Origin of the sequence: Streptomyces sp. NPDC058683 (assembly GCF_042716195.1) — a bacterium.
Taxonomy (GTDB): Bacteria; Actinomycetota; Actinomycetes; order Streptomycetales; family Streptomycetaceae; genus Streptomyces.
On the sequence record NZ_JBHXSK010000083.1, the window covers coordinates 1 to 16,000 of the forward strand.

At 71.0% G+C, this 16,000-nt stretch carries 12 protein-coding genes; 4 read left to right on the plus strand and 8 right to left on the minus strand.

The features are described 5' to 3' along the window. Positions 1 to 334: 334 nt before the first annotated feature. The 6 genes from ACFWXC_RS49740 to iolC all read right to left on the minus strand — a co-directional run bounded on the left by ACFWXC_RS49740 (position 335) and on the right by iolC (position 8,162). Complete coding sequence (locus ACFWXC_RS49740; RefSeq protein WP_384490363.1) at positions 335 to 1,732, minus strand: APC family permease; 1,398 nt, start codon at positions 1,730 to 1,732, stop codon at positions 335 to 337. A gap of 330 nt (positions 1,733 to 2,062) precedes the next feature. Further along, positions 2,063 to 3,565 (minus strand): CoA-acylating methylmalonate-semialdehyde dehydrogenase, encoded by a 1,503-nt coding sequence (gene mmsA, locus ACFWXC_RS49745; protein ID WP_384490366.1) that lies wholly within the window; start codon positions 3,563 to 3,565, stop codon positions 2,063 to 2,065. 14 nt (positions 3,566 to 3,579) lie between these two features. Further along, positions 3,580 to 5,457 (minus strand): 3D-(3,5/4)-trihydroxycyclohexane-1,2-dione acylhydrolase (decyclizing), encoded by a 1,878-nt coding sequence (gene iolD / locus ACFWXC_RS49750; protein WP_384490368.1) that lies wholly within the window; start codon positions 5,455 to 5,457, stop codon positions 3,580 to 3,582. Then, positions 5,454 to 6,269: a 5-deoxy-glucuronate isomerase gene (gene iolB / locus ACFWXC_RS49755; protein ID WP_384490370.1), complete on the minus strand. Its 816-nt coding sequence runs from the start codon at positions 6,267 to 6,269 to the stop codon at positions 5,454 to 5,456. The genes iolD and iolB overlap by 4 nt, the downstream gene beginning before the upstream one ends. A gap of 7 nt (positions 6,270 to 6,276) precedes the next feature. Further along, entirely contained in the window at positions 6,277 to 7,215 is a 939-nt protein-coding gene (locus ACFWXC_RS49760; RefSeq protein WP_384490372.1) for a deoxyribose-phosphate aldolase, read from the minus strand. Next, on the minus strand, positions 7,212 to 8,162 hold the full coding sequence (gene iolC / locus ACFWXC_RS49765) for a 5-dehydro-2-deoxygluconokinase (protein ID WP_384490374.1): 951 nt from the start codon (positions 8,160 to 8,162) through the stop codon (positions 7,212 to 7,214). The genes ACFWXC_RS49760 and iolC overlap by 4 nt, the downstream gene beginning before the upstream one ends. Positions 8,163 to 8,551: 389 nt before the next feature. Here iolC and ACFWXC_RS49770 point away from each other — a divergent pair, with 389 nt between their 5' ends. Further along, on the plus strand, positions 8,552 to 8,752 hold the full coding sequence (locus tag ACFWXC_RS49770; protein WP_351690851.1) for a MerR family transcriptional regulator: 201 nt from the start codon (positions 8,552 to 8,554) through the stop codon (positions 8,750 to 8,752). A gap of 19 nt (positions 8,753 to 8,771) precedes the next feature. Here the strand turns inward: ACFWXC_RS49770 and ACFWXC_RS49775 are convergent, their stop codons facing one another. Further along, positions 8,772 to 9,818, minus strand: a complete 1,047-nt coding sequence (locus tag ACFWXC_RS49775; RefSeq protein WP_384490376.1) for a zinc-binding dehydrogenase — start codon at positions 9,816 to 9,818, stop codon at positions 8,772 to 8,774. Between the two features lie 354 nt (positions 9,819 to 10,172). On the opposite strand from ACFWXC_RS49775, the gene ACFWXC_RS49780 reads away from it, so the two are divergent. The 3 genes from ACFWXC_RS49780 (at position 10,173) to ACFWXC_RS49790 (ending at position 13,849) form a co-directional block, all read left to right on the plus strand. Then, positions 10,173 to 11,123: a PrsW family intramembrane metalloprotease gene (locus tag ACFWXC_RS49780; protein ID WP_384490378.1), complete on the plus strand. Its 951-nt coding sequence runs from the start codon at positions 10,173 to 10,175 to the stop codon at positions 11,121 to 11,123. A gap of 73 nt (positions 11,124 to 11,196) precedes the next feature. Then, positions 11,197 to 11,436 carry a heavy-metal-associated domain-containing protein gene (locus tag ACFWXC_RS49785; RefSeq protein WP_384490380.1) on the plus strand — a complete coding sequence of 80 codons (240 nt, stop codon included), beginning with the start codon at positions 11,197 to 11,199 and terminating at the stop codon, positions 11,434 to 11,436. A 139-nt stretch (positions 11,437 to 11,575) separates the two neighbouring features. Then, positions 11,576 to 13,849, plus strand: coding sequence for a heavy metal translocating P-type ATPase (locus ACFWXC_RS49790; RefSeq protein WP_384490382.1), 2,274 nt, complete (start codon positions 11,576 to 11,578; stop codon positions 13,847 to 13,849). A gap of 651 nt (positions 13,850 to 14,500) precedes the next feature. On the opposite strand, the gene ACFWXC_RS49795 is transcribed toward ACFWXC_RS49790, so the two are convergent. Further along, positions 14,501 to 15,790 (minus strand): citrate synthase, encoded by a 1,290-nt coding sequence (locus ACFWXC_RS49795; protein ID WP_384490385.1) that lies wholly within the window; start codon positions 15,788 to 15,790, stop codon positions 14,501 to 14,503. Positions 15,791 to 16,000 lie beyond the last annotated feature (210 nt).

Consider the following 16,000-nt stretch of genomic DNA (forward strand, 5'->3'; position numbering starts at 1 on the left):
GGGGTGGGGGGGGGGGGGGGGGGGGGGGGGCGCGCCGGCGGGGGGGCGGCCGCCCCCGTCCCCGGCGCGGGGGCCCGGGCCGCCCTTGGGGCGGCGCGCCCGCCGAAGCAGGGCTCGTAGGCCGGGGGGTCGAAGATCCATGCCCTCAACGGTACGGGCCTGGACTGACATCCGATGCCGACGCTGGGGTGAACCCCTGGCCATCCCCGAGGAGTACGACCGCGTTGCCGCGTACTTCGGGTGCGGTACACCGGCATGACTTCGGGTGCGGGTGGGTGGGGGCTTGTCGCGCAGTTCCCCGCGCCCCTGACGGGGCGCTGCAGTCGCCCCCTCTTCAGGACTGGACGTCCTCCGGGATCGAGACCACCCAGTGGGTTTCCTTGCGGGGGCGGAGGTAGAAGGCCCAGTAGAGGGTTGCCGCTGCTGTGATGCCGCCGGTCCAGAGGAGGTAGATCGTTTCCTGCTGGGTGAGGATGTAGGCGAGGACGACGATGAGCACGATCGGCATGGCCGGCCAGAGGGGCATGCGCCAGGCCGGGGTGTGCTTGTGGGCGCCCCGGCGGGCCAGCAGCGCGGCGACGGCGACCAGGAGGTACATGCCGGTCACCGACACGCCCGTCACGCCGTACAGGGTGTCCAGGTTGACGAAGCAGAGCAGGGCGCCGGGGACGCCGACGGCGAGGGTGGCCACCCAGGGGGAGCCGAAGCGGCCGAGCCGGGACAGGGCCGTGTTGACCGGGCCGGGCCAGGCCTTGTCGCGGGCCGAGGCGAACAGGACGCGGGAGTTCTGGATGACCATGACGATGCCCGCGTTGATGATCGCGAGGGCCACGCAGAGGCTGACGAAGGTGCCGACCGCGGAGTTGGACCAGGCGGTGACCATGGAGCTGATGTCGCCGCCCGTCAGCTCCTTGAGGTCGGACGCGCCCATGGTGATCGCCGCCACCGGGACCAGGATGATCACCGTGGAGATCGCGAGGGTGGCCAGGACCGTACGGGCGACGTTGCGGCGCGGGTTCTCCAGTTCCTCGGAGAGGTAGACCGCCGTGGAGAAGCCCTGGGTGACGAAGAGGGCGATGGCCAGTCCGGAGACCACCAGCATCGCGGTGACGGTGGTGGTGTGGCCGCCGGTGTCCGCCACCTGCATGGAGGTGAGGCTGCCGGCTCCGCGGTGGCTGTGGGAGAAGCCCAGCACGGCCACCACGCCCGCCGCGATGACCTCCAGGACCAGGAAGATGCCGGTGATCCAGGCGTTCGCGCGCAGGTCCAGGAGGCCGGCGAGGGTCGCGAGGAGCATCACGCCGGCGCCGGTCATGGCGGGGTCCAGGTGGACGATCGGGGCCAGGTAGTCGGCCGTGCCCATGGCGATCACCGGGGGCACGATCATCACGACGAGCAGGGAGAGGACGAAGACCAGCCAGCCGGCCAGGCGGCCCGCCATCGAGGAGACCATCGCGTACTCGCCGCCCGCGCTCGGGATGAGCGTGCCCAGCTCCGAGTAGCAGAACGCCACGGCGATACAGAGGAGGGAGCCGATGGCGATCGTCAGGGCGGTGGCGGTGCCCAGGGAGCCGAACAGGTCGGGGACGACCACGAAGAGCGTCGAGGCGGGGGTCACGCAGGACAGGGTCAGGAGGGTGCCGCCGACCACGCCGATGGAGCGCTTGAGCGTCTTGGGGCCGTCGGACACCTCGGGGAGGGCGGTCTCGACGGGGCGGAGCGTGTCGGTCATGCGGCGGTTCCGATCGCGTCGTGCGGATGCCTCCGGCGGTTGGGCTGTGCTGCATGGAACCCCGACGAAAACCGCTGCGTCAATGGCTGTTTACCTTCGGATTCCGTACTCGTAAAGCGACCGAGGTCACATCGCTTTCACAGGGCCGAACACGCGAAGAGGGCAATCATCAAGCCTCTCGATCGCATGACCTTGGTTTCGAAGGTCACCCGCCAGGACTGCTTAAGTCATCCGTTTCATCCCGTCCGCACGGGAACCGCAGCACCGCCGACAAAAAAAGTCGAGGCCGTCCGGTATCCGGACGGCCTCGACCGGGTCGGTCGGTCGCTCTCAGTGGTTGCGCGGGAAGCCCAGGTCGACTCCGGCGGGGGCCTCGGACGGGTCCGGCCAGCGGGTCGTGACGACCTTGCCGCGGGTGTAGAAGTGCGTGCCGTCGTTGCCGTAGATGTGGTGGTCGCCGAAGAGCGAGTCCTTCCAGCCGCCGAAGCTGTGGTAGCCGACGGGGACCGGGATCGGGACGTTCACGCCGACCATGCCGGCCTCGATCTCCAGCTGGAAGCGGCGGGCGGCGCCGCCGTCCCGGGTGAAGATCGCGGTGCCGTTGCCGAACGGCGAGGCGTTGATGAGGGCCACACCGTCCTCGTAGGTGTCCACGCGCAGCACGCACAGCACCGGGCCGAAGATCTCGTCCTGGTAGGCCTTCGCGGACGTGGGCACCTTGTCGAGCAGCGAGATGCCGATCCAGTGGCCGTCCTCGAAGCCGTCCACCGTGTAGCCGGTGCCGTCCAGGACGACCTCGCAGCCCTCGGCGGCCGCGCCGGTGACGTAGGACGCCACCTTGTCGCGGTGCACGGCCGTGATCAGCGGGCCCATCTCCGACGTCGGGTCGTTGCCGGGGCCGATCTTGATCTTCTCGGCGCGCTCGCGGATCTTCTCCACCAGCTCGTCGCCGATCGCGCCGACGGCGACCACGGCCGAGATGGCCATGCAGCGCTCGCCCGCCGAGCCGTAGGCCGCGGAGACGGCCGCGTCGGCCGCCGCGTCCAGGTCGGCGTCCGGGAGGACCAGCATGTGGTTCTTGGCGCCGCCCAGGGCCTGCACCCGCTTGTGGTTGGCGGAGGCGGTGGTGTGGATGTGGCGGGCGATCGGGGTCGAGCCGACGAACGAGACGGCCTTGACGTCCGGGTGCTCCAGGAGGCGGTCCACGGCCACCTTGTCGCCGTGCACGACGTTGAAGACGCCGTCGGGCAGCCCGGCCTCCGCCAGCAGCTCGGCGATCTTGACCGACGCCGACGGGTCCTTCTCGGACGGCTTGAGGACGAAGGTGTTGCCGGTCGCGATGGCGATCGGGAACATCCACATCGGGACCATCGCCGGGAAGTTGAACGGCGTGATGCCCGCGACGACGCCCAGCGGCTGGCGGATCGAGGAGACGTCCACGCGGGACGCGACCTGCGTCGACAGCTCGCCCTTCAGCTGCACGTTGATGCCGCAGGCCAGGTCCACGATCTCCAGGCCGCGCGCGACCTCGCCGAGCGCGTCCGAGTGCACCTTGCCGTGCTCGGCGGTGATCAGCTCGGCGATCGCGTCCCGGTTGGCGTCCAGCAGGGCGCGGAAGCGGAACAGGATCTCCGTGCGCTTGGCCAGCGAGGACTGGCCCCAGGTCGCGTAGGCGTCCTTGGCGGCGGCGACCGCGGCGTCGACCTCGTCGACGGACGCGAACGCGACCTTCGTGGTGACCGCGCCGGTGGCCGGGTCGGTGACCGGCCCGAAATTGCCCGACGTGCCGTCGACGGACTTGCCGCCGATCCAGTGGTTGACGATCTTCGTCATGACCGGTTGCTCCTTCACAGATGACGGCGTCGGGTCGAGACGTGCCGTTCGTACAGCTCACGTGCCTTGACCGCGGACGATCGGGTCGCGGTCGCGGCCACAGGTACATCCCACCAGGCCTGCGCGGGAGGCGGGCCCGACACAGTGTCGGCCGTTTCGGTCTCCACGTAGACACATGTGGGAGTGTCGGCGGCCCGCGCCTCGGCGAGCGCCGAGCGCAGGTCACGGACGGTCTTGGCGCGCAGGACGCGCATGCCGAGGCTGGCCGCGTTGGCGGCCAGGTCGACGGGGAGCGGGGCGCCGGTGAAGGTGCCGTCCGCCGAGGGGAAGCGGTAGGCGGTGCCGAACCGCTCGCCGCCCACCGACTCGGAGAGTCCGCCGATGGAGGCGTAGCCGTGGTTCTGCACCAGCAGCACCTTGATGGCTATCCCCTCCTGCACGGCGGTGACGATCTCGGTCGGCATCATCAGATACGTGCCGTCGCCGACCAGCGCCCACACGTTCCGCTCCGGCGCCGCGAGTTTCACCCCGATGGCGGCCGGGATCTCGTAGCCCATGCACGAGTAGCCGTACTCCAGGTGGTACTGGTCCCGCGACCGGGTCCGCCACATCCGGTGCAGGTCGCCGGGGAGCGAGCCGGCCGCGTTGATCACCACGTCCGTCTCGTCGACGAGCGCGTCCAGGGCGCCGAGGACCTGCGGCTGGGTCGGCCGGATGTCCGGTTCCTCGGCCTCGTAGCAGGCGTCGACGCGCTGTTCCCAGCGCTCCTTGTCCTCGGTGTACTCGGTGACGTAGGAGTCGGCCACGCGGTGGTCGTGCAGCGCCAGCGCCTGGGTCAGGCCGGCGAGGCCGCCGCGGGCGTCGGCGATCAGGGGCAGGCCGGCGAGCTTGTGGCCGTCGTGGGGCGCGATGTTGAGGTTGAGGAAGCGGACGTCCGGGTTCTCGAAGAGGGTGCCGGAGGCCGTGGTGAAGTCGGTGTAGCGGGTGCCGACGCCGATCACCAGGTCGGCGGTGCGGGCGAGTTCGTCGGCGGTGGCGGTGCCGGTGTGGCCGATGCCGCCGACGTCCTGCGGGTGGTCCCAGCGCAGCGAGCCCTTGCCGGCCTGCGTGGACGCCACCGGGATGCGGGTGGCCTCGGCGAACTCGGCGAGGACGGCTTCGGCGCGGCTGTGGTGGACCCCGCCGCCCGCGATGACCAGGGGGCGCTCGGCACTCCTGATCGCCCTGACGGCGGCGGCGAGTTCGACCGGGTCGGCGCCCGGCCGTCGTACGGTCCACACCCGCTCGGCGAAGAACTCCTCCGGCCAGTCGTACGCCTCGGCCTGGACGTCCTGCGGGAGCGCGAGCGTCACGGCGCCGGTGTCGACGGGGTCGGTGAGCACGCGCATGGCGTGCAGGGCCGACGGGATCAGCTGCTCGGGGCGGTTGATCCGGTCGAAGAACCTCGACACCGGGCGCAGGGTGTCGTTGACCGACAGGTCGGCGGCGTGCGGGACTTCGAGCTGCTGGAGGACCGGGTCGGCGGGGCGGGTCGCGAAGACGTCGCCGGGCAGGAGCAGGACCGGCAGGTGGTTGATCGTGGCGAGGGCGGCGCCGGTGACCAGGTTGGTGGCGCCGGGGCCGATGGAGGTGGTGACGGCGTGTGTGGCGAGACGGTTCGACTGACGCGCGTAGCCGACGGCCGCGTGCACCATGGCCTGTTCGTTGCGGCCCTGGTGGTACGGCATGTCGTCCGCGTGTTCCAGGAGTGCCTGGCCGAGGCCGGCCACGTTGCCGTGGCCGAAGATGCCCCAGGTGGCGCCGATCAGGCGGCGGCGCTCGCCGTCCCGTTCGGTGTACTGGGCGGCGAGGAAGCGGACAAGCGCTTGCGCGACGGTGAGTCGTATCGTCATCGATACCCCTCGGTATGGTCCGGGTGGAAGCAGATCCGCCACTCCCGCGTCTCACCCGGCCCCGCCATGACGTTGAGGTAGTACATGTCGTGCCCGGGCTGCGCGATCGACGGGCCGTGCCATCCGTCGGGGACCAGCACGACGTCGCCGGAGCGGACCTCGGCGAGGACGTCCGTACCGCCCTCACGGGAGGGGAATACGCGCTGATAGCCGAAACCGTTCGGTCCGTCGATCTCGAAGTAGTAGATCTCCTCCAGCTCCGACTCCTCGCCGGGCCGGTGCTCGTCGTGCTTGTGCGACGGGTACGAGGACCAGTTGCCGCCGGGGGTGATGACCTCGACGGCGATGAGCTTGTCGCACTCGAAGGCGTCGGCGGAGGCGAAGTTGCGCACCCGGCGGGCGCTGGTGCCGCTGCCGCGGTCTTCGACGGGGACCTCCGGCGCGGGGCCGTAGCGGGCGGGGAGTCGTCGCTCGCACTTCGCTCCTGCCAGGGCGAAGCGGCCTCCCGCGCCGGAGGCGATCTGGACCTGGGCGTCCCGGGGCACGTAGACGAAGTCGGAGACTCCGGCGAACACGCTCTCCCGGCCCAGGATCTGGAACTCTGTTCCCTCCGTTCGCACCGTACAACCGCCTGCCAGCGGAAGCACGATCCACTCACTGTCCCCCGTGGTGAACAAGTGGCTACCGCCAGGCGGCAGTTCGACGATGCGCAGGCTGCTGTGCGCCCAGCCGGCCCGCTTCGGGTCGATGTCGAGCACGTACTGTGCGTTCGCGGTCGAACCCTTGCCCAGGTGCAGCTCGTTGGTCGTCATCAGGGCCTCACAGCAGTCCTACGGCGGTGTCCACGGCGGCGGCCACGTCGCCGTCCGCCGGGTACAGCAGCGAGCGGCCGACCACCAGGCCGCGCACGGTGGGGAGTTGGAGGGCGCTGCGCCACTTCTCGTAAGCGCCGTCCTGGTCGTCTCCGACCTCGCCGCCCAGCAGCACCGCCGGCAGCGTGGACGTCTCCATGACCTGGGCCATGTCGTCGGGGTTCTCGGTGACCGGGAGCTTCAGCCAGGTGTAGGCCGAACTCCCGCCGAGGCCCGAGGCGATGGCGATGGACCGGGTGACCGCCTCGGCGGACAGGTCGTTCCTGACCTTGCCCTCGGGGGTGCGGCCGCTGATGAACGGCTCGACGAAGACCGGGAGCCGGCGCGCGGCCATGTCGTCGATGGCGCGGGCGGTGGACTCCAGGGTGGTCAGCGAGCCCGGGTCGTCGTAGTCGATCCGCAGCAGCAGCTTGCCGGCGTCGAACCCGAGGCGCTGTATGTCCTCGGCGCGGTGCCCGGTGAACCGGTCGTCGAGTTCGAAGCGGGCGCCCTGCAGTCCGCCGCGGTTCATCGAGCCCATGACGACCTTGCCGTCGAGGACGCCGAGCAGCAGCAGGTCGTCGAGGATGTCGGCGGTGGCGAGGACGCCGTCGACGCCGGGCCGGGACAGCGCCAGGCAGAGCCGCTCCAGCAGTTCCGCCCGGTTGGCCATGGCGAGCTTGTCGCCGCCCACGCCGAGGGCACCGCGGGCCGGGTGGTCGGCGGCGACGATCATCAGCCTGCCGTCCTCGTTGAGGAGCGGACGGCGGGTTCTCCGGGCGGCCGCCTCGGCGATGGCCTCGGGGTGATGGGTGCGGGTGTGGACGAGGGCCGCGATGTCCACGCCCGGCTGCCGGGCGGGGGTCGCTCCGTCGTGGTGCGCGCCCGCGACGCGGCCGGCCCTCACAGCACCGCTCCGGCGGCGAGCGCGGCCGTGATCTCTTCGCCGGTCGGCATGGCGGAGGAGCACTCCAGACGGGAGGCCACGATGGCGCCGGCCGCGTTGGCGTGCCGCATGATCTTCTCCAGGTCCCAGCCTTCGAGGAGGCCGTGGCAGAGGGAACCGCCGAAGGCGTCACCGGCGCCGAGCCCGTTGAGGACGTTCACCGGCAGCGGCGGCACCTCGGCAAAGGCGCCGTCCCGGTTGACGGCGAGGACGCCCTTGGGCCCCTGCTTGACGACGGCGATCTCGACCCCGGCGTCGAGCAGGGCCTGCGCGGCGGCCTGCGGCTCCCGCACGCCGGTCGCCACCTCGACCTCGTCGAGGTTGCCGACGGCGACGGTGGTGTGCTTGAGGGCCTCGGCGTAGAAGGGGCGGGCGGCGTCCGGGTCGCTCCAGAACATCGGCCGCCAGTCGAGGTCGAAGACGGTGGTCCCGGCCTTGGCGCGGTGGGCGAGGGCCGCGAGGGTCGCCGTACGGCTGGGCTCCTCGCTCAGGCCGGTGCCGGTCACCCAGAAGATGCGGGCCTCCCGGACGGCGTCGAGGTCCAGGTCGTGGGCGTCGATCTCCAGGTCCGGGGCCTTGGGCTGCCGGTAGAAGTACAGCGGGAAGTCGTCCGGCGGGAAGACCTCGCAGAAGGTGACCGGGGTGTTCAGTCCGGGCACGGCGGTGACCCAGCGGTCGTCCACCCCGAAGTCGCGCAGCGCCTCGTGCAGGTAGGCGCCGAAGGCGTCCTCCCCGGTGCGGGTGATGACGGCGGTGTTCCGGCCGAGGCGGGCGGCCGCCACGGCCACGTTCGTCGCCGACCCGCCGAGGAACTTGCCGAAGGACGACACCTGGGCGAGCGGGACACCGGTCTGGAGTGGATAGAGATCCACCCCGATCCGCCCCATGGTGATCAGGTCGTACGCCATCGGCTTCCCTTCGTCACGGCTCTCCCCCGGTTTGTAGTCCCGGACAGGAGGTCGTGTCAATGGTTTGTCCAGACATTCGGACGAGACCACACCGGTGGGCCGGACCCGGCGCGGCGGCCCCGGCCCGCTCCCAGCGCCCCACGCAATGTCAACTCGCCTCGCTGACGCGCTCGCACGCACCTGTGCTCCAGCTGTGTCACAAACACCCCTCTTGTGTCACACATGTCGCGCCTACGCGGGTTCTCGGTCACACCCGGCCCACAGCCGCTTGCTCACAGTCACTCTCCGTCGTTCACGGGGCACAGGCTTTGTGATCGCCAGCGCAGCGCCCGGCTCCCCCGACGACCGATTCCGGTCGCCTCCGCGGTGCGCGCAGGGAGGTGCACCTCATGACCGACCGACGGCTCTGGTCCTACAAGGAGATCGCGGCACACATCCGGGTGCAGCCCGACACCGTCCGCTCCTACCGCAAACACGGGCTGCTCCCGCCACCCGACCACGTCGAGGGCGGCAAGCCCTACTGGTACGCCGACACGGTCCGCGCCTGGGTCGCCTCCCGGCCGGGCAACAGAAACCGCAGAGAGGCCTGAACCGTGCCCGGCTCGACGCTCAGGCCCACGGCTCGATGACCGTCACCCCCGCCGCCGCCGGCGCCCCGCCCATCGCCGCCAGGGCCTGCGGGGCCGCGTCCAGGGTGATCGTCGAGGTCACCAGGAGGTCGGGGCGGAGGGTGCCCGCGCGGACCAGTTCGACCATGGCGGGGTAGGCGTGCGCCGCCATGCCGTGGCTGCCGAGGAGGTCCAGTTCCAGGGCGAGCGCGCGGGCCAGGGGTACGGGGGTGGTGCCGTCCGGGGACGGCAGCAGGCCCACCTGCACGTGACGGCCGCGGCGGCGCAGGGAGTTGACGGAGGCGGTGGCGGTGGGTGGTGAGCCGAGGGCGTCCAGGGAGAGGTGGCTGCCGCCGGCGGTCAGCTCACGGACCGCCGCCGCGGGGTCGTCGACGGCCGCGGCGTCCACGCAGTGCGCCGCGCCGAACCTCCTTGCCAGGTCCAGGGCCTGGGGCGACACGTCGACCGCGACCACCCGCGCGCCGGCCGCCGCCGCGATCATCACCGCCGACAGGCCCACGCCTCCGCAGCCGTACACCGACACCCATTCCCCGGCCGCGACCCTGCCGCGCTGCACCACCGCGCGGAACGCCGTCCCGAAGCGGCAGCCGAGGGAGGCGGCCGTCGTGTACGCCATGTCCTGCGGGATCGCCACCAGGTTCACGTCGGCGTGGTCGAGGGCCACGTACTGGGCGAAGGAGCCCCAGTGCGTGAAGCCGGGCTGGGTCTGGCGTTCGCAGACCTGCTGGTCGCCGGCGGCGCAGGACGGGCAGCCGCCGCAGGCGCAGACGAAGGGGACGGTGACCCGGTCGCCGGGGCGCCGGCCGGTCACCGCCGCGCCGACCTCCTCGACCACACCGGCGAGTTCGTGGCCGGGCACGTGCGGAAGCGTGATGTCCGGGACGTGGCCCGCCCAGCCGTGCCAGTCGCTCCGGCACAGGCCGGTGGCCTCGACCCTGACCACCACTCCGTGCGGGGCCGGCCGGGGGTCCGGCACGTCCCGTACCTCGGCGGGGCTGCCGTAGTGGTCGTAGACGACTGCTCGCATGCGCGGGTGCTCCTTTCGGGGGCTGCGCGAAGGCTAATGGGCACGGGGGGGCGCGACGCAGCACCGGTTCCGGCCCGCCGCGGTCGGCGGCGACGGGACGACGGCCCGGGGGGCGGCTGCCGGGTGCGCGGCGGAGCCGCATACCGACACGGCCCCGTGCGCGTCGGGGCACTCGGCGGCGGCCTTCGCCGGGGCCTCGCCGTGCGTGGTGTCGCCGGGGCCGGGGGTGTCCCTCACGTCCGCTTCGGACTGCGACATTCGGCGCATATGCCTAAAGTGCGGGTAACCACCCCAGTACCGACCCGCCACCCGCACCGCGCCCGCACCCGCAGGAGCACTCAGGGGGATCCCGCCGTGACCCACTCTCCGCCGCCCCGTCGGCCGCAGGCCCGTATCCCCGGTCCGCAGCAGCCGCCACCGCCGTACCCCCGTATCCGCACCGGTCTGTGGAAGCGCTGCCTCGGCGGCGGGCTCGCGTTGTGGGCGCTGACGGTGGTGGTGACGTACGCGACGAAGAACACCACGCTGCTGCCGACGCTCATCCTGCTCGGCAGCTTTCTCGTCCCGGTCGCCTTCGTGCTGTGGGCGTACGAGCGGCACGGCCGCGACCTCGGTGTCAGCGCGATCCTCGGCTGCTTCCTGACCGGCGGCACGCTCGGGGTGCTGGGCGCCTCGGTGATGGAGTCCTACCTCGTCCGCCCCTCCTGGGGGATGTTCGTCGCCGTCGGCCTGATCGAGGAGGCGGTGAAGCTCGGCGCGCTGATGTTCGTGCTGCGCCGGCTGTCCGGGATCCGGGGCATGCGGGCCGGGCTGGTGCTCGGCGCCGCCGTCGGGTTCGGCTTCGCGGCCCTGGAGAGCGCCGGCTACGCCTTCAACGCGGCGGTCTCCACCGAGGGCATCGACCTGCGGGCGCTGATCGAGACGGAGATACTGCGCGGGGTGTTGGCCCCCTTCGGACACGGCCTGTGGACGGCGATCGCGGGCGGTGTGTTGCTCTCCTGCCGCCGTCCGAACGGCCGATTCCGCCTCACCACCCCGGTCGTGGGCACCTACCTCGGCGTCGCCCTGCTGCACGCCCTGTGGGACTCCACGCACGGCATCGCGATCTGGCTGGTGGCGCAGCTGGCGGGTACCGGACTGGACCGGCAGTTGTTCGCCGAGGGGTACATCCCGCACCCCACCACGGCACAGCAGCACCTCTTCACCCTCTTCTCGGTCGGCCTGCTGGTGCTCGTCTCGCTGCTCGGCATCGCCTGGGTGCGCTCGCTGGCGCGCCGGGACCCCTCTTGGAGAAATACCCCCTAGGGGTATAGTGTGACAACAGTGGGGTTCCCTCGCGGGCCCCACCGGCCCCACATGCCTCCTCGAGGAGAACGACATGACCGCCCAGACCGACACCCCGGGTTCCGTGACCGCCGTCTACAAGGTGACCGGCATGAGCTGCGGACACTGCGAGGGTTCCGTCTCCGCCGAGATCTCCGGGCTGCCCGGCGTCAGCTCGGTGACGGCCGTCGCGGTCAGCGGTGAGGTCACGGTCGTCTCCACGGCCCCGCTCGACGAGGAGGCGGTCCGCGCCGCCGTCGACGAGGCGGGCTTCGAGCTCGCCGGCCGCGTCTGACGTCGGAGCCGCGGCGGCCGGTACGCGCAGTACGAGCAGCACCAGCAGTACGTACGACGGAAACGTATCTCTCCGCCGGGCCGCGTCGACCAGCTGATACTGGATCCGCGCGGTCCGGTCCGTTGTCTGGAGTCCGGACATGACCAGCATCACCACCGCAGAGACACAGATAGCCGGGCCGGCCGTCGGCCCGACGGCCGAGGTCGAACTCCTCATCGGCGGGATGACCTGCGCCTCCTGCGCCGCCCGGGTCGAGAAGAAGCTCAACCGGATGGACGGCGTCACCGCCACCGTGAACTACGCGACCGAGAAAGCGAAGGTCACATACCCCGGGGGGGTTCAGGTCGCCGACCTGATCGCCACGGTCGTGAAGACCGGTTACACCGCCGAGGAGCCCGCGCCGCCGGAGCCGCGACCCGAGCGGGAGGCCGAGCCCGGGCGGGATCCCGAACTCGCCGCCCTCCGTCACCGTCTGCTCGTCTCCGCCCTGCTGGCCGCGCCCGTGGTGCTGCTCGCCATGGTTCCGGCGTGGCAGTTCGACAACTGGCAGTGGCTGTCCCTGACGCTCGCGGCGCCGGTCGTCGTCTGGGGCGGCCTGCCGTTCCACCGGGCGGCCTGGACGAACGCCCGGCACGGCGCGGCCACCATGGACACCCTGGTCTCCGTCGGCACGCTGGCCGCGTTCGGCTGGTCGCTGTGGGCGCTGTTCTTCGGTGACGCGGGCATGCCCGGCATGCACGACGAGTTCCGGTTCACCGTCTCCCGGGCGGACGGCGGCATGGGGGGCGCGTCCTCGATCTACCTCGAGGTCGCCTCCGGGGTCGTCGCGCTGATCCTGCTCGGCCGCTATCTGGAGGCCCGCTCCAAGCGGCGGGCGGGGGCGGCCCTGCGGGCGCTGATGGAGCTGGGCGCCAAGGACGTGGCGGTGCTGCGGGACGGGCGCGAGGTGCGGGTCCCGGTGGCGTCGCTGGCGGTCGGCGACCGGTTCGTCGTACGGCCCGGGGAGAAGATCGCGACCGACGGGACCGTGGTCGAGGGCGCCTCGGCGGTGGACGCGTCGATGCTGACCGGCGAGTCCGTGCCGGTGGACGTGACCGTGGGCGACGCCGTCACCGGGGCCACCGTGAACGCGGGCGGGCGGCTGGTCGTCGAGGCCGGCCGGGTCGGGGCCGACACCCAGCTCGCGCGGATGGCGCGGCTGGTGGAGGACGCGCAGAACGGCAAGGCCGAGGTGCAGCGGCTCGCCGACCGGATCTCCGCCGTCTTCGTCCCCGCCGTCATCCTGATCGCGCTCGCGACCTTCGGGGTCTGGCTCGGCGTCACCGGTGACACGGCCGCCGCGTTCACCGCCGCCGTCGCGGTGCTGATCATCGCCTGCCCGTGCGCCCTGGGCCTGGCCACGCCGACCGCGCTGATGGTCGGCACCGGGCGGGGCGCGCAGCTCGGCATCCTCATCAAGGGCCCGGAGGTGCTGGAGTCCACGCGCCGGGTCGACACCGTCGTCCTCGACAAGACCGGGACGGTCACCACCGGGCGGATGAGCCTCCAGGAGGTGTACGTCGCCGACGGCGCCGACAAGGACGAGGTGCTGCGGCTCGCGGGTGCGCTGGAACACGCCTCGGAGCATCCGGTGGCGCGGGCGATCGCCGCGGGGGCGGAAGAGCGGGTCGGGGCCCTGCCCGCGGCCGAGCGCTTCGAGAACGTCCCCGGACGGGGCGTGCGCGGGCGCGTGGACGGCCACGAGGTGGCCGTGGGGCGCCTCTTCGACGCCGTACCGGAGGAGTTGACCGCCGCCCGCTCCCGGGCCGAGGAGGAGGGCCGTACGGCCGTCCTGGTCGGCTGGGACGGCCGGGCCCGCGGGGTCCTCGCCGTCGCGGACACGGTCCGGGAGACCAGCGCCGAGGCGGTACGCGAACTGCGCGCCCTCGGGCTGACGCCGGTGCTGCTGACCGGGGACAACCGGGCGGTGGCCGAGGCGGTCGCCCGGGCGGTCGGGATCGACGCGCGGGACGTGATCGCCGAGGTGCTGCCCGAGGAGAAGGTCGACGCCGTACGACGGCTGCAGCGCGAGGGGCGCACGGTCGCCATGGTCGGCGACGGCGTCAACGACGCGGCCGCGCTGGCCACCGCCGACCTGGGGCTGGCGATGGGCACGGGGACGGACGCGGCGATCGAGGCCGGCGATCTGACCCTGGTGCGCGGCGATCTGCGGGCGGCGGCGGACGCGATCCGGCTCTCCCGGCGGACCCTCGCCACCATCAAGGGCAACCTCGTGTGGGCCTTCGGCTACAACGTGGCCGCGCTCCCCCTGGCCGCCGCCGGGCTGCTCAATCCGATGATCGCGGGGGCCGCGATGGCCTTCTCGTCCGTGTTCGTGGTGACCAACAGCCTGCGGCTGCGCACCTTCCGCTGAAAGTTACCGCTGGTACGCGACAGCGGATGCCGAAGTCCCCCTGGAGTCCAACGCGCACCTCACATAAGCTCTTCACAAGGCTCGTGCATCATCCTTACGCTTGAGCTCCGATCGCCGTATCGGGGCTCTTGCGCATCTAACGGACATATGCAAGAGACGCAGATCACAGTGATGCGAACGTAACCATCGAAGGGGTTCGAAGGTCTAAGTTGGCGATGTCAGACCAGCGTCTTGGGGGGCGCTGACCTGGCATCTGGGGATGTCTTGGGGGACTTCCTCAGAGATGCGTTGCCGGGACACGTACGACGGGAAGCTTTGAGCGGCCCTCCCGTGCGGTACGGGTCCCGGCAGATCGCACGGCATCACTGGTGTACGGCATGTAGTACGGCGAGTTTTGCTCGTTGTGCTCAAAGCAGCGAATTCAGGCGCTGCCATACCGAACGCCCGGCCGGATCCCGTGGGGGGAATCCGCACCGGGACACGGGAAGGCGCCCTGGTCGCCGGCCCGTGGGGGGACCGGCGCTCCAGGGCGCCTTCTGCTATGCGTATATGCCTACGGTTTCCCGCTGTGCCCGTACGGCTGTGACCGTCCGGCTCTGTGACCGTGCGGCGGGGGCACCGAAGAAGACGGCGCCCCCTGACGGGCTGGTGTCAGCGCTCCTCGACCGGCACGAAGTCGCGCTCGACGACCCCCGTGTAGATCTGGCGCGGACGGCCGATGCGGGAACCCGGCTCCTTGATCATTTCCTGCCACTGGGCGATCCAGCCCGGCAGCCGGCCGAGGGCGAACAGGACCGTGAACATCTCGGTCGGGAAGCCCATCGCACGGTAGATCAGGCCGGTGTAGAAGTCGACGTTCGGGTAGAGGTTGCGCGAGACGAAGTAGTCGTCGGAGAGCGCGTGCTCCTCCAGCTTCAGCGCGATGTCCAGCAGCTCGTCGGACTTGCCGAGCGCGGAGAGGACGTCGTGCGCGGCGGACTTGATGATCTTGGCGCGCGGGTCGAAGGACTTGTAGACCCGGTGGCCGAAGCCCATCAGACGGACGCCGTCCTCCTTGTTCTTCACCTTGGCGATGAAGGAGTCGACGTCGCCGCCGTTGGCCTGGATGCCCTCCAGCATCTCCAGCACGGACTGGTTGGCGCCGCCGTGCAGGGGGCCCCAGAGGGCGGAGATACCGGCGGAGATCGACGCGAACATGTTCGCCTGCGACGAGCCGACCAGACGGACCGTCGACGTCGAACAGTTCTGCTCGTGGTCGGCGTGCAGGATCAGCAGCTTGTCGAGCGCCGAGACGACGACCGGGTCCAGCTCGTAGTCCTGCGCCGGCACCGAGAACGTCATGCGCAGGAAGTTCTCCACGTAGGAGAGGTCGTTGCGCGGGTAGACGAACGGGTGGCCGACCGACTTCTTGTACGCGTACGCGGCGATCGTCGGAAGCTTGGCGAGCAGCCGGATGGTGGAGAGGTCGCGCTGCTTCTCGTCGAACGGGTTGTGGCTGTCCTGATAGAAGGTGGACAGCGCCGAGACGACCGACGACAGCATGGCCATCGGGTGGGCGTCACGGGGGAAGCCACGGTAGAAGTTCTTGACGTCCTCGTGCAGCAGGGTGTGCCGCGTGATCTCGTTCTTGAACGTGGTGAGCTCGTCCACGGTCGGCAGCTCACCGTTGATCAGCAGATACGCCACCTCCAGGAAGGTGGACCGCTCCGCCAGCTGCTCGATCGGGTAGCCGCGGTACCGAAGGATGCCCGCCTCGCCATCGAGGTAGGTCACTGCGGATTTATAGGCGGCCGTGTTGCCGTATCCGCTGTCCAGGGTCACCAGACCGGTCTGGGCGCGGAGCTTCCCGATGTCGAAGCCCTTGTCGCCGACGGTGCTGTCAACCACCGGGTAGGTGTACTCGCCGTCGCCGTACCGCAGTACTACAGAGTTGTCGCTCACGTCTTCCCTCACCGACGTAGTGCCTCATCTTCGAGGTGCCCTGACTGTCTCTACCATCCCCCATTTGGCTCAGGAGAGTGCACTCGGGGTCGACCATCAGGCCTATCGACGGCACTCAGTGCCGCCAACCTGCTCATCCTGCCCCCTTGTCTCGCCATCTGGAAGTGGTCTGTGACCTTCACGACTCATTTGATCGATCATTTTTTGTGA

What these genes read in the sequence shown, in the direction of transcription:
- ACFWXC_RS49775 (WP_384490376.1), bottom strand. Translation starts at nt 9,818, where the DNA reads ATGCGAGCAGTCGTCTACGACCACTACGGCAGCCCCGCCGAGGTACGG.
- iolB (WP_384490370.1), bottom strand. Translation starts at nt 6,269, where the DNA reads ATGACGACCAACGAGCTGCACCTGGGCAAGGGTTCGACCGCGAACGCA.
- ACFWXC_RS49740 (WP_384490363.1), bottom strand. Translation starts at nt 1,732, where the DNA reads ATGACCGACACGCTCCGCCCCGTCGAGACCGCCCTCCCCGAGGTGTCC.
- ACFWXC_RS49785 (WP_384490380.1), top strand. Translation starts at nt 11,197, where the DNA reads ATGACCGCCCAGACCGACACCCCGGGTTCCGTGACCGCCGTCTACAAG.
- ACFWXC_RS49770 (WP_351690851.1), top strand. Translation starts at nt 8,552, where the DNA reads ATGACCGACCGACGGCTCTGGTCCTACAAGGAGATCGCGGCACACATC.
- iolD (WP_384490368.1), bottom strand. Translation starts at nt 5,457, where the DNA reads ATGACGATACGACTCACCGTCGCGCAAGCGCTTGTCCGCTTCCTCGCC.
- mmsA (WP_384490366.1), bottom strand. Translation starts at nt 3,565, where the DNA reads ATGACGAAGATCGTCAACCACTGGATCGGCGGCAAGTCCGTCGACGGC.
- iolC (WP_384490374.1), bottom strand. Translation starts at nt 8,162, where the DNA reads ATGGCGTACGACCTGATCACCATGGGGCGGATCGGGGTGGATCTCTAT.
- ACFWXC_RS49790 (WP_384490382.1), top strand. Translation starts at nt 11,576, where the DNA reads ATGACCAGCATCACCACCGCAGAGACACAGATAGCCGGGCCGGCCGTC.